Raw genomic sequence first — 14,459 nt, 5'->3', positions numbered from 1 at the left:
GTTGCCTGTCCAAAAATGTTAAACTGATAATGTTGCTTGTCCAGGTCTCCAGTTCGCTGGGCAAAGACCACCAGTTTGTAATGCTTGAAGAACACGTAATGTTTCGTCAACGTCACGACCAATGTTGTTATGGTTAACAACAGAATACATTAGCTCTCCCTCAGGACTAATAATAAAGAGGCCGCGAAGAGCTATTCCTTCCTCTTCAATCAATACACCGTATTCTTTTGAAATTGTATGATTCGTATCAGCTGCAAGCGGATAGTTTAAATCACCAAGACCATTATCTTTTCGATCAGTTTTAATCCAAGCTAAATGAGTATGAATTGTATCAGTAGAAACACCGATTACTTCTGCATCCAAATCTTCAAATTCGTCATATCTGTCAGAAAGTGCAGTGATTTCTGTCGGACATACGAATGTAAAATCCATTGGATAGAAGAAAAGCACTGTCCATTTATCATTTTTCATGTTTTCTTCTAAGCTTACCTTGCCAAATTCCTTATTAGGCAATACCGCTTCCATTTCAAAGCGTGGTGCCTGCTTACCTACCATACGTTCTGCCATGTTGAAAAAACCTCCGTTTTATTATTATTTCATTGAGAAAATGATAATGAGATTCTCAACTATTAATAAGTCACAAAGTCATTATAGGGTTGTTGTCAAACTTTGTCAAACTTATTTATAATTACTATAAGTAAATAGTGATTTTAAAATTATTTTCACCATTTATAGGAGAATTCATACTATCATTTTCAGCAATTTCACTAATTTAATCCTAACATTAGTAGAAATAATAATAAAATAAAAAGCACTTTGTCGAATTTTATCTGTTGCTCCGTTTTTTCGCTTCAAGAAGTCTTTTCATGCTATCTTCAAGGTTTTGTTTACTTATATTTTCAGTCTTGTTGGTAGATTTCTTTTTATGATGATCCTGCTTTTGCTGGTGATCCTTTTCCAGAGTTTTCTTTGCCACTCGCTTATTAGTTTGCTCCGACTTATTAATCTTTGGAATTTCAATTTCCATTCTAACTTCTTGTCTAGGTTTTACATATTTTCTAGCCCATGATGCTATCGGAAATAAACCGAACCTTCTAATGGCTATTTCAAGAAAAAAGAATAGAAAAGCAATAAATAATAACCAAGTGGAAATTGGCTGTTTTTTAACCGGGTAATGTGGAAGATCATCAAAAGCCATTCTTTCTTTCGTTAATTGTTGTCCCCCAGTAATGCTAGCAGCTTCTTTAAGTAATGAAAAATTATTTCCTTTTAGGAGCAACTCGTCTGAATACGGAACCGTATAGCCTGTTTTATATAGTCTTTCTTCTCCTTCATCTGAATATTGTTTAATTCGAAGGAAATACATGCCGGGATCATGATCCATAACTAGTTCATATTTGCCTGGTGCCATTATTCTCATACTTGTATCAATTTGTTCCCCTGATTGCGATACGACAGCCGTTTCAATTGGACCGAGATCACTATTAGATGATTCCAATTGAATGACGGTTTGACCATTTCTATTTTCAACATGAACTGTGTAGGGTTCACTGCTATAGGATGGCAATGTTCTACTAATCAGTTGATTAATAAATTGTGGCCATTGCTCCCATTTCGCCCAATTCCCTGCCCATTTTCCACTTAAATCTGATGTATACGCGATTGTTCTGCCTAGTCCAAATTGCCATTCTGCGAGTATAGGATCTTCTTTTTCGCTGGAAAGAATCGTTTGCGCAGTTGCTTTAGGTGTGACAGCAATATAGGCATTCATTTCCGGAACTCCATCCTTGAATAAAGAATTCCAATCTACATTCGGATGGATGTTCGGATAAAATGGATCATCTACAATATATGTTCTAGTAAGAACAGCCGTTTCTCTCGATAAAATGCTTGGAATAACTGAATCATCTACAACATCGTAAAATCTCCCAGATCCGTATTCAGCTAAATCCTCCAACAACAGCTTATCAGCATCTTGCCCTAAAGCTACCGTAGAAAGCGTTATATTTGTTTCTTTTCCTTTATCAATGAGGGCGTGATAATCATTATTAGTTGCAGATTGTCCATCCGTCAGCAAAATAATATGTTTTCTCTGAAGCTTTAAAGGTATGAGCTTATTAAAAGCTGCTTCGAGAGCCGAGTAAATTTCCGTTCCCCCTCCTGCAGGCACAGAACGAATTTTTTCAATCGCTTCTTCTTTATTTTGAATTGGTGTTGCTTCGATGATTTCCCAAGGGCGATCATCAAATGCTATGAAGCCTAGCGTATCTTTGTCTCGAAGTAATTCTACCGATCTAGCAGCTGCTTCTTTCGCAAGTGATAGTTTTTCCCCCTCCATACTTCCAGAGCGATCCAATACAATGATTAGTCCGAGCGAAGGAAGCTCCTGTTTCCCTTTTACTTCCATTTCTACAGGGAGTAATTCTTCTATCGGTGTTTTAAAATAACCTCCAAGCCCATAGCTATTTTCGCCTCCAGCCATGACAAAGCCAGTTCCAAAATCTTTTACGGCTTGGCTGATGAGCTTCATTTTCTTTTCGCCAATATCTGTCGCTGATACGTTATTAAAAAGAATAGATTGATATCGTAAATAATTTGAAAGGGATGTTGGCAATTGTTCAGGTGTTATTTGATCTACTATCAGTCCCGATGATTGTAGAATCTGACTAATAAACTCTTCTTGCTCAGTCTGAACAACTAATACTTTAGGAGTTCCTTTTACATTAGAAATCGCCTGCAAATAATTATTTTCCGCAAAAGTATCCCCTTTAGCTAAAATCTCTCCTTTATAGACGTAAAAACCTGTTTCAGAAGCTTCGTGACTAAAGGTTAGTAAATTGGTACCTTCTTTAATCTGGACATTTTTTTCAATAATCTCTTCATCATTCAACGTGATTCGGACTTTAGAATCAGCAGCATAATTACTTTCGACTTTCATCGTTAATATAACTTTTTCCCCTTCGTATAAAGAAGAAGGCACCGAAAATTCCGTAATCGCCATATCTTGTCCAAAATGCCGAGAAATCGGTACATAATCTAAAATAATTCCTCTTTGCTTGAGAAAGCGTGCTGCATCAAGTATATTTCCTGAGGTTTGATTTCCGTCTGAAAATAAAACAATACGACCATTAGAGTCGTTCGGAAAAATGGAACCTCCCAATTGAATACCTTGTTCAAGATTTGTATCATAACGATTTATATTTGAGGAAAATTCTTGAATTACATCTTTATCTACTTGAAATGATTGTTCTATTGCTGCATTTTTTCCTAATGATAAAATCGCAAACGCATCTTTTTCTTTTTTCGACTGAACACTTTTTTCAATCCAAGATAATATTTCGTCTTCAGTTCCAACCATGCTTGCAGATGAATCTGCGAGAAAAACAACATTTCTTTCGTCTGTCTTAAAAACTAGCTGAGGCGTGGCTAGACTTAAAATTAGGAGCGTAAATACAATCCCTCTTATACAAGTGATCCATAATTTGTTTGCCTGTTTAAATCCTTTCATTTGCTTTAAAAAAAGAAATAGCACCACACCAGCTGGTATTAATAATAAAAGTAGAAAAGGATATTTAAGCTCGAGTCCCACGCCTCATCACCTCCCACTCAAGAAACAGAACAATTAATGCAGCAAGAACTAACCAAAACCAAAGCCCTTCATACGGACGATTCACAACATTATGTTCACCTTGTTTAATAGACTGGTTTACGCTAAAAGAAGATGAGTAAGGAATTGATTTTTCCCGTTCATCTAAGTTCACTGCAAAATACATCGTTCTTCCGTTTACTATCGTTTGGTATATTCCTGGCTTTTGCGGAGCGGTGAAGCTTTCATCAAGCAGATTAAAAGATTCAATGAATTGGTTGTTTTCCGTAAATATTTTCCATTCATTCTGATCAGCATCCACGTTCAGCCAGCGCTGCTCACCTGGATGAAAAAATCCAAAAAACTCTTCATTAGCTGCAAGCCATTGAAAGCTTTGGTATAGAAAAATCGGAAAGCCTGTATGCAGAGGCCAGTCGGTATTTTCGATCGTAAATTGTAATACAATAACCGGAAATCCGTTTTCGGTTCCTTTTTGAATTAATGGAATACTACCACTCTTTGCGATTACAGGAAGGTTGATGTTATTTCCTGAAAATGCAGAGTCAATATATGTTTTATTAAATTCAACATATTGAAAAATCGGATCATTTTCCGTTTCAATTTCATTTTGTATTGTGATTTTTTCGACTTTTTCTGGAGTAATTGCAAGTAATGGTCTTTTTGGCCATTTATCCATTGTCATATTTTCCACTACAACGATTCCATCCGATAAATCCCTATCCATATCCTCTTTATTTATTTGAATCGTTTCATATCCGATATTTTCTAAACCTTTCATAATAAAAGGACTAATATCACCGACCAAATAAACTTTTGATATAGAAGGACGTCTCACAGCAATGAGTTCATTATCAATCGAATAGTCATCATCCACCTCGATAAGTGCCTTATAATATTCACTTTCTGGAAGTCTTGGGATTTTGACAAACTTTTGATCTTCCGGCCCTACCGTTACTTTATCCTCGTATAAGATTTTTTCATTCTTAATAATTTTTAGTGTTGCTGTTTTTTCCACTTTACTTTGGTTTTCTATAACAGAAATTCCTGTTATCTGATTATCTTTTTCTCCTATACCGAAGGATTTAAGTGAAATATTTACGCCCTCATTCCCCATATTCATAACTGATATGGGGAGTGTTTCTGACATCCCCTCTATATCTTCAGGCTTAACAGAATCTGAAAAAATAAATAGACTTGTGTCTTTATTTACTGCAAGTGAGTTTGCAAGTCTAATCGCTTTATCCATATCGCAATATTCATAAGACAATTTAAGTCCATCTACAGTCTTACGAATCTTATTCATATCCGTTTCCTTATTGATTAATAGATTCGGTACACTTCCTGCTGAAATGATCGATACTTCCTGATTGTCAATATCCTTTAACAATGTAATAAGGTAATCTTTTGCCTCATCCATCCTTGAAATGCCATTGGAAACGGCAGACATGGAAGCGGAAGTATCAATGACAAAAATAATGTGTTCCCCTTCAATACCTTTTGTCATCCAGTAAGGTCGTGTTAAGGCAGTCATCAATAAAAGTAAAATCAAAAGTTGTAAAAATAGCAATAAATTTCTCTGTAGTTTATCGAGCCAAGGTGAAGCTTGCCACTCATTCATTACTTGTTCCCATAGAAGGTTAGATGGGATTATTTTATTTTCATAGCGTTTTCTAAACATATAAAAAACAATAACAGCTGCCATGAAAAACGATAATAATAAAAATATTGGATTCATTAACCCCATTTCTTCACCTCATTGTACAATTCCATGGGAAACAAAGTCTGTTAAGAGTAATTCTTCGGCAGTCTTATCATCACTTAAAAAGATATAATGGACATTAAGCTTCCGGCATGATTGTTCTAATGTTTCATTATGTTGCTTTAATCTTAATTGGTAAGCAGAAACGAGCTTCGGACTTAAACTGACATTGACTTCTGTTTCCACTTCACTATCAATCAGTTTTGCATCGCCTGTAAACTCAGGTCCAATTTCTTCTTTGCTTAAAATATGAATAAATAATATTTTTGATTTGGAGGAGACAGCCTTTAAAAGTAGTTTTTCATAGTCAGCGATTGCTTCCATTCCATCTGTAAGGATGATAGTTAATTGCTTCCCTTTTTGAAGCTTTTTTTCCATTTCTTTTACAAAGGTGGAAGTTGCTCCATTTAACTCAAGTTGTAAAATCTCATAAAGTACTTGTTTTGCATAATTGCTCCCTTTTCTTTCTACACTCCGAGTATCTAGTGCAGATATAGGAAAAAAGGTTAACCTATCCTCATTGACTAATGTCAAATAACTTAAAGCAGCAGCGATCTTTTTTGCAAGCAGCCATTTAGTTTCAACTGTTCTCATCGAAGTGGTACAGTCTAAATAAATGGCTACTTTTATTTCCTGCTCATCCAAGTATCTTTTTATATAATGGCGTCTCGTCCTTCCGTACACATTCCAATCGACTAGCCTGACTTCATCACCTGGCTGGTATGTTCGAAAATCGGAAAATTCCAAAGAGGAACCGAATTTTTGTGAACGGCGAATTCCTTTATGGACGCCTGGCTGTTTAGCATCCACATCTAAGCGCAACTTTCTTAGTCGTGAAAGAAATTCATGTGATATCATGTTAGGGCTCCTTCATGTTGCACCCATTCGATTGTTTCATCAATTATTCTATCAGAAGAAACGCCTGCAGCTTCCCCTTCAAAATTGAGTAAAATACGATGGCGAAGGATAGGTTTAGCCACTTGTTTAATATCTCCGATCGAAACGTGAAATCTTCCTGAAAAAAGTGCTCGTGCTTTTGCAAGATTAATCATGCTTTGAAGTCCCCTAGGACCTGATCCATATTGAACATACGATTTTACTGATGGGCAAGCTCCTTCGTCGGTAGGATGTGTTCCGGCAATAATATTAACAGCAAAATCGAGAATTTCATCGGAAATAATAATATGTTTGACAAGTTGCTGAATATTAACTACTTCTTCGTTCGTCATGACTTTTTTTAACTTTGGCTTTTCCACCCCAGTTGTTCGGTGGATGATTTCCTTAAGAGACTCTCTATTGGGATAATACACATTTATTTTACAAGTAAAGCGATCGAGTTGGGCTTCTGGCAGTGGATACGTACCTTCCATTTCGATAGGGTTTTGAGTAGCAAGCACAAAAAATGGTTTCGTCATCGCTTTCGTATCACCCATAATGGTTACGGTTTTTTCGCCCATTGCTTCGAGTAATGCACTTTGCGTCTTTGGGGTCGCACGGTTAATTTCATCTGCAAGTACGATATTCGAAAAGATTGGTCCTTCAAAAAATTCAAACTTTTGCTTTCCCGATTCATCGGGCTGAATCATCATCGTTCCCGTTATGTCCGATGGCATTAAATCTGGAGTGAACTGAATTCTCGAAAAAGATAGATCCAGGACCTCTGAGATTGTTTTTACAAGCATTGTTTTTCCGAGTCCCGGCAACCCTTCGAGCAAAGCGTGGCCTTCAGAAAAAATAGTCCAAAGCATTTGATCGATGACTTCATCCTGACCTACGATAAATGCTTGGATTTCACTTTTGATCGTTTTTAGTTTTTCCGCTGCTAGAATAAAATCTTGTTCGCTTATGTTGGTCATCCCACTCACTCCCGCTCTGGTTTTATCTTAGAAAAATAGTTTTTTACGATGGATTCTAGTTCTGATGGAAGCTGCAATCGATTTGTACTTTCACGGGAGGTTTTCTCATATTGATTGTAAACTTCTTCATAAGGTCGAGTGTTCCCTTTTAAAACAAGACCATTGCCTGCGCCTCGTTCTACAGGCTCCCCTTCTCCGATTTTCCCAGTATCTTTTTCAATATTCAATTTTCCATCTACCGTTTCAGGAATCGTTAAATCTCGAGACCCCATCCCAAGCCCGGCTCCACTATTGCCATTTCCATTACCTCCAGAACTGCCTTGTCCTGTACTTTGGCTTTGACCTTGTCCCTGACCTTGTCCTTGGCCCTGTCCCTGACCTTGAACCTGCGGTTCACCTTGGCCTGCACTTTGGCCATTGCTTCCATTTCCAGGGGAATTATTGGTAGCTGTATTATTTTTACTATTTCCTTGTGATTGGGCAATGTTTGTTGAAGGTTGGATATTAATTGAAAGCATTCTTTCTGCAAGTGAATCACTTGCCTGTTGCATGATTTTTTGCGAATCTGCCAGCTGCGATGAATTTGAAGCCCTATCAATCATATTGGTCAACTGATCTTTCAATGAGTTAATATCTTCAGAAGAAACCTGATTAGACTGACTTTGAATAAGTTGTGCCAGTAATTCCTTTTGTTCATTATGTAATTTCGACAATTCTTCTTGTATTTTTTGAATTTCCTTCTCGAGCTTTTCCTTGTTTTGGTCCTTAAGCGCATTTGCTAATTCATTGAGATTTCCAGATTCCAACTTGTCTATAACTTTATTTAATGCAGCCTTGTTTTCATCAGCTTGTGTCTTCTTTAACATAAGCTCATTGCTTTGTTTATCAAGTTTCTTTAAAGCTTCGTCAGCCTGTTTTATATTTTTCAATTCATCTAAGGCTTCTTGGATTGCATTTTTTGTAATTGGATTTGTTTTTTCCTTAGCAAGTTTCTTAAGTTCCTTCTTTGTTTCCTCAACGATCGCCTTTTCTTTTTTAAGCTGCTTTGCCTCCGCCATTTTTTCATTAGGTGATAGGATCATTAAGGAAGTTATTGCAATGAAAAAAAGGGAAAATCCCAATAGTACGGGATAAACATATTTTTTCTTTCTTTTAAGCAAATCATTTTCTGATTTTTTCATGTGAAGTAACGCATCGCTTCTTTGTAAGGAATAGACTGTTTCATCTTTTTCAATAAACTCTAGAGCTGTTGAAACTCTATCCTCTCCACAATATTGATCATATAAGGAGGCTGCAGATTTAAAGCCAGGCCGTGTGGTCCAAAACTTCATAAAGAATACGATGGCTGTAATCGCTACGAACCCCATAACATACGTATTCGCAACGATTATTACGATAAAGCGAGCCAATAAAAATAAGCAAAAAGTAAAAGCACTGCATGCTAAAAGAAAATGCTGAATTTCCTTTGCAGCATGCTCAGTCTGCAATTGTTTTCTCACTCTATTAAGAAGCAAATAAAATGCTTTTCTTGCATCCATAAAAATCATCCTTTTTTCGGATTCATATTAGGCCGCAGCTTTTTAATACTCACCCAAAGTGCTAGAAGCGCCAAAATTGTATAAATAATTAAATAGCTCCAGATAAGGGGAAAAGATATCCCCATCTTATCTGTAAACGCTTGATTGATCCCTTCTTCAAATAATCCGCTAAATACAATTGGTGGATTAAAAGCAGCCAATATATATGGGAGTACTAATGGTGGTTTGACATTGGCAAAATCATAATAGCTAATCGAAATCATAAATAAAAATGCTGCACCGCCTGAGAGGAATAGGGTTATTCCATATGTTGATATCATGGATACAATGGTCCGTCTTATTAATGTAGAAAACAAAATCCCGAAGCTTCCAAATGCAAAAATCGTAAACAAATAAAAGCCCATTACTTTTACGATTGTAACTGGCGATACACCACCAAATAGAAACACCAATGAATAAAACGGGAGGCTCGCAGCTAAAAGCAGCAATAAATATGAAATGGATGAAGTTAGTTTACTTATTATGATACTGGTCGAGCTTTGAGCCGTAGTTAATAGAATGTTCAATGTTTGACGCTCCCGCTCCCCGCTTATGACGCCTGATGTCAGTCCTGGTGTGATAAATAAAATCAGTCCTAGCTGTAAATAAGCCAGTACCATAAACATGACTCTACTTTGAGCCGGGCGGATAAATTGCGCTCCACCGCCTATTGAAGTTTCTAGAACCATATATCCAATCACAACGATACCAATTGCAATTAAATAAGATAGTAACCCTAGGAAAGTACGAAAAGAGCGAAATCTTAGCTTAAATTCTTTATTTAATACAGGGTTGATGAATAAATTTTTCAATTTAAGTCTACTCCTTTCGTAATTTCCATAAACACATCTTCAAGATTGGAATCAAGTGGTTTAAAACCTAAAATTGGCAGATCTGCTAAAATTGCTTTTTTTAGTAATTTCATTTGGGCTTCTTCATTACCAGAGTATTGAAATTGAATTGAATTATTTTCTAATTTTATTATTTTTGAAACAGAAGGATCATCCTCAAAAAAAGAAACGGCTCGATCCATTTGACCATGGAAAGCTACAACTATCACTTTATCGGCTTGAAGTTGTTGTTGAATATCTGCGACAGAGCCATGAGCAACTAATTTCCCTTTATTGATCACACCAATTTGATCACACATTTCAGAAAGCTCAGGTAAAATATGAGATGAAATAAGTATCGTTTTCCCCATATTTTTCAGTTCCTTCAATATTTCTCGCATTTCGACGCGAGCACGAGGATCCAGGCCTGATGCTGGTTCGTCGAGAATCAATACTTCAGGATCATGGATCAAGGATCTAGCGAGACAAAGTCTCTGTTTCATTCCTCGTGAAAGCACATCAACATAGGAGTTTTGTTTCTCTGTTAAATTAACTAAGTCTAGGAGTTGAGGAATGAGTTTTTCTCGATCCTTAGTAGAAATCGAATAACTTGCACCGTAAAAATCTAAATATTCATTTACACGTAAATGATCATATACACCAAAAAAATCTGGCATATATCCGATTTGCTTCCGAACTTTTTCAGGTTCGTGAGTGACACTAGCGCCATTTATAACAGCCGTCCCTGATGTTGGTGAAAGAAGTGTAGCTAATATTGAAAAGGCAGTAGATTTTCCTGCTCCATTATGACCGACAACACCAAAAACAATCCCTCTATCGATATTAATCGTTAAAGAATCAAGTGCCGTAAAGGAGCCGTATTTTTTCGTTAGTCCATTTATTTCTATCATTTTTTTACCGCTCCTTTTACGATAAACTCAGGGAAACTAATATATGGCTCATTATTTGAATTGAATTTTTCTAGTTTAATCGTTATTTGCCCTTTGTCGGAAACAAATTCCTCTAAATGGTCATTTTCTAATTCAGATTTGCCTACATCGATTGCAACATACTCTCCTGTTTTAATATTTAAAAAGGAAAGCTTGAAAGAGCCATATCCGTTCATATTGTATTGAATCGAATTAAATTCTGTCTTTTTTGGGTCAATTTGTTCTGGAAGTCTCAATATAACTTCATATATTCCATCTTCTAATGACATTTCATACTTGCCGAATTTATCATATATATTACCTTCGATTGGATTAATATCAATGCCTAACTGATTATTTTGCAATACAAATGGTCCTGTAATCTTTCCACTTGCAGAAAAAGGCTGATAGATAATCGCAGATCGACTATTTTTTTCCTTTTTATTCGTTACGCTAACATCGACGATTTTGTTTTTTGTATATCCAAAAACGATAGGCATATTTTCTGTGGAAGTTGGATTAGAGATGATAGCCATTTTCATTTCATCTTTTTTCATATCCTCAAGTTCTCGATTATTTTGGTAATTGTATACGCCATAATCAATTGGCGCTGTTAAAATAGCGTCTTTTAGCAAGACGTCCACATCAACGAGAGCTCCTTTTTCGGCTGCTCCCAATTTATAGGCATGACTTCCTGACCATATATATAATTCATCAAAATCATAAGGGAAGTGATTGGTGATTTTTCCTTTCAAGGTACCGTCCTTTATTTCAAGATCAATATCAAAATTCCCACTTACTTGTTTTGATGCATAGCCTACGATAGATCTGGCTGCCCAATACTCTACATCAGCAAAATCGTACTGTAATACATTTCTCGTTTCAGACATAACAGCCTTCCCCAACACACTCTCTCCAGTGAAAGCATCACCGCTAGTGGCAGGAACTCCATAAAACTCCTTTTTCGGTACAGTTAGCTGATAATTTCCACTTCGATTGGAAAAAACCGTAGCTGTATACATCCCACTGATTTGTCCGCCTTTACTAACCTTAAATAATCCCATTTCGGCTAGCTGTGGACTCTTGAGACGATCCTTTGCCCCGACTACAAAAATACCCGCTGACATGATGATGGATATTGTTGGTATAACCCACCATGCATGTTCTCTTTTATCGATTTTCTTTAAAAGTATATATAATATCGGAATAATGATGATCATATACCCTAGCATGATTAACACAATAGTACCGATTGAAAATGTCGAAGCGGAAAATAATTCATTCGTGGAACCAAGCATATTATAAACTGGTTGATAGATCCCTTCTTGATTGATATTACTGTCGTATTTAGAATTCATCATAGAAAAGATGGATTGCATCCAGTCTGAATATCCCTTCCAAGATGATAAAGGCTCCTCGCCTAATGAAAATGCTGTTTGCCAAACTTCACCATCACCTGTCTTCCTCATCACGATGATTGGTATATTCGCTGTTCCTAGTTTGATTTCGGCATCCTGAGTTATTTCCCCATTCCTAATTTCAAGAGAAGTAAAAGATGGTTTTTCATCAATAGATTGAAGAAATGACAGATCATTAATATTTTCTTTATGAGTTGTCTGCATTGGCATATAAGGCTCAAGTTCACCCCATGCATGATGGTCCTTTGCGGTTGCACCAGTAATTAATGCACCCCCACCTGTAATCCACCCTAAGATAGCTTTTTGTTGTTTTTCTGATAATTCAGATAATGGGTAATCATCTAAAACTAAATAATCAAAAAATTGCAATCCTACTTCATCACTAGGAATATCTTCTTTCTTAAGATGAATCATTTTGGGCTGTTTTCCGCTTAATTTTATTAATTGCAATTCCTTTAAACGATCCGGATTTTCACTTAACAGTCCAATGGTTGCTTGGTCATTTTCCACTTGACGATATGTTAATTTAACTTTTCCTAAAATCGAGATCTTTTTTCCTTTTTTCCAGCTTCCTTCATATAATGTAATATTCTCTTTATTTAGATTTGAATTATATAAAGAAGTTCCCGGCATTATGACTTCATATGTTTTTTCACCATTTTTAGGGAGGTTAACTTTAACAGCTTTCGATCCGCCTAGATTATAGTCACTAGAAAAAGATATTAACATGTCCCCAATAAAATCCGGTCCATTATTTATTAACATAATTTTTATCGGAAAACCTCGTCCACTTTTAACCATCCCTTCATAGCCTTCTTGAACGACTACTTCAATTGATCCTTTTGCAGCTGAGGCTGATGGTGTATAGAATATTTGCAAAACTATTAAGAAAAGCAGCAAAGATCTTGGTATTTTTTTTATTATTCTCATGATTGTCCCCCTTAACAAACCCTATATAAAATAGACGAAGAAAACTGAAATAAGTTCTTGTCATATTATGTCAGTGTTAGATATTTTTGTACTATTTCCAAGAAAGCTTTAACCTGCTTTAATTCAAAGGCAGATTCATACCCTAACAGCCACGTATCTCTTTTTATCGGCCGATTTTTTTCGTCCAATAGAGGGATTTTAAACACGTCTTTTTCTGAGCCTGTTAATGTAATTGCAGGTAAGATCGCATACCCAATTCCATTGTAGGTCATTTGTTTACACGTTTCGATTTGATCTACAATAATCGTACGTTTTGGCACTGTTTGGAATTGCCTATGCCACCAGTTTTGAATTTCTTGATAATAATTCGAATCACTCTTAAATTGTATGAATGGGCGATCTGTTTCCATAACATCTTCTATTTTACTAATTTCTCGATCGACGAGATAAAGACTATCTTCGAATAAATGAAACTTTTCCCCCTTCCAGTCGGTCGTACCTCTAATGATCCCTACATGAACTTCCCCTTCATAAAGGCTTTTCAATATCTCACTACTCCACCCTGTAATTAATGAAATTTTCGCGTGAGGATGAGCGCTTACAAATTGTTTTAACACTTTAGGAAGCCAGTTTTGACCAACGATAGATGCACATGCGATTTTCAGCGTCCCATGCACTTTTGCATTAAGCTCTTGTATTTCTTCATAAACACGCTCTCTATCCTCCAACATTTTTCGAGCAAAATTAACCACCATTTCTCCAGAAGGTGTTAAAATTACGCCTTTTTGTGTACGAATAAAAAGTTTGGCCCCCCACTGCTTCTCAATATTTTGCAGTCTTTGGGAGAGGGCTGGCTGTGAAACAAATAACTTTTCTGCAGCTTTTCTCATATTAGATTCTTGGGCGAGGACAACGAGCAGTTCATAATCAGAAAATGACATAATGACTCCTTATTTTCTAAAATAATTTTAAAAAATTCGGCTCCCTTTATGGGAGCCGTCTCAAGTTTATACATGATTGAACTTTCTAATATAATGATTGAGTTCTTTTAAAAGGGCTCTTCTTGTAAAGATCCCCTCAAAATACCCATCCTCATCTGCAACACATAAAAAGGGATGATCAATAAGCAAGGCTAGCGCTTTTTCAAATTTGTCATTTAACCCCACTCTCGGGATTTTTACAGCCATAACATCTTCCACTTTTTTGTCTGTTAATTTTTCAAATTCAATTCGTTCCAAACCAAGCAATGCTTCTGTTATCATGGCAGAACTAATTAAACCGTGCAATTTAAACCGGGCATCCAAAACAGGAATTGCCGAATAACCACTTTTCGTTAAAACAAGTAAAGCATGTTCTAGACTATTTCCAATTTGTACATGAGCTACTTTTTCAGCTGGAATTATATAATCACTGATTTTCGGATCCATAAATTCATGACTTTGTAAGGAAATCATATGAAAACTCCCTCATCTCTTTATTATCTTCTCATTATTTATTTTAACATAAATCATGCAGAGAAAATGAGAATCTTGCATGATTAAATATTCAAATAA

Annotated in this window: 11 protein-coding genes; all 11 read right to left on the bottom strand. The window is 36.1% G+C overall.

Going from position 1 to position 14,459, the window contains the following annotated elements:
- Nucleotides 1-18: 18 nt before the first annotated feature.
- Nucleotides 19-567: a peroxiredoxin gene (locus KHA97_RS01865; RefSeq protein ID WP_213123054.1), complete on the bottom strand. Its 549-nt coding sequence runs from the start codon at nt 565-567 to the stop codon at nt 19-21.
- 259 nt (nt 568-826) lie between these two features.
- A complete protein-coding gene (locus KHA97_RS01860) occupies nt 827-3,589 on the bottom strand; it encodes a VWA domain-containing protein (protein WP_213123053.1) in 2,763 nt (920 codons plus the stop codon).
- Nucleotides 3,573-5,351 carry a vWA domain-containing protein gene (locus KHA97_RS01855; protein ID WP_213123052.1) on the bottom strand — a complete coding sequence of 593 codons (1,779 nt, stop codon included), beginning with the start codon at nt 5,349-5,351 and terminating at the stop codon, nt 3,573-3,575. Before KHA97_RS01855 ends, KHA97_RS01860 begins: the two co-directional genes overlap by 17 nt.
- Before the next feature lie 9 nt (nt 5,352-5,360).
- Complete coding sequence (locus KHA97_RS01850) at nt 5,361-6,224, bottom strand: DUF58 domain-containing protein (RefSeq protein ID WP_213123051.1); 864 nt, start codon at nt 6,222-6,224, stop codon at nt 5,361-5,363.
- Entirely contained in the window at nt 6,221-7,222 is a 1,002-nt protein-coding gene (locus tag KHA97_RS01845; protein ID WP_213123050.1) for an AAA family ATPase, read from the bottom strand. Before KHA97_RS01845 ends, KHA97_RS01850 begins: the two co-directional genes overlap by 4 nt.
- Before the next feature lie 5 nt (nt 7,223-7,227).
- Nucleotides 7,228-8,760 carry a hypothetical protein gene (locus KHA97_RS01840; RefSeq protein ID WP_213123049.1) on the bottom strand — a complete coding sequence of 511 codons (1,533 nt, stop codon included), beginning with the start codon at nt 8,758-8,760 and terminating at the stop codon, nt 7,228-7,230.
- 5 nt (nt 8,761-8,765) lie between these two features.
- Nucleotides 8,766-9,611 (bottom strand): ABC transporter permease, encoded by an 846-nt coding sequence (locus KHA97_RS01835; protein WP_213123048.1) that lies wholly within the window; start codon nt 9,609-9,611, stop codon nt 8,766-8,768.
- Nucleotides 9,608-10,540 carry an ABC transporter ATP-binding protein gene (locus KHA97_RS01830; RefSeq protein ID WP_213123047.1) on the bottom strand — a complete coding sequence of 311 codons (933 nt, stop codon included), beginning with the start codon at nt 10,538-10,540 and terminating at the stop codon, nt 9,608-9,610. Before KHA97_RS01830 ends, KHA97_RS01835 begins: the two co-directional genes overlap by 4 nt.
- Nucleotides 10,537-12,906, bottom strand: a complete 2,370-nt coding sequence (locus tag KHA97_RS01825; RefSeq protein WP_213123046.1) for a hypothetical protein — start codon at nt 12,904-12,906, stop codon at nt 10,537-10,539. The genes KHA97_RS01830 and KHA97_RS01825 overlap by 4 nt, the downstream gene beginning before the upstream one ends.
- 65 nt (nt 12,907-12,971) lie before the next feature.
- A complete protein-coding gene (locus KHA97_RS01820; RefSeq protein WP_213123045.1) occupies nt 12,972-13,847 on the bottom strand; it encodes a LysR family transcriptional regulator in 876 nt (291 codons plus the stop codon).
- 66 nt (nt 13,848-13,913) lie between these two features.
- On the bottom strand, nt 13,914-14,360 hold the full coding sequence (cbpB, locus tag KHA97_RS01815) for a cyclic-di-AMP-binding protein CbpB (RefSeq protein ID WP_213123044.1): 447 nt from the start codon (nt 14,358-14,360) through the stop codon (nt 13,914-13,916).
- Nucleotides 14,361-14,459 lie beyond the last annotated feature (99 nt).

This window comes from Lederbergia citri (genome assembly GCF_018343625.1).
Lineage (GTDB): Bacteria > Bacillota > Bacilli > Bacillales > Bacillaceae_C > Lederbergia > Lederbergia citri.
The sequence above is the reverse complement of the archived record's forward strand: the minus strand, read 5'-3'. Positions and strand labels throughout refer to the sequence as shown.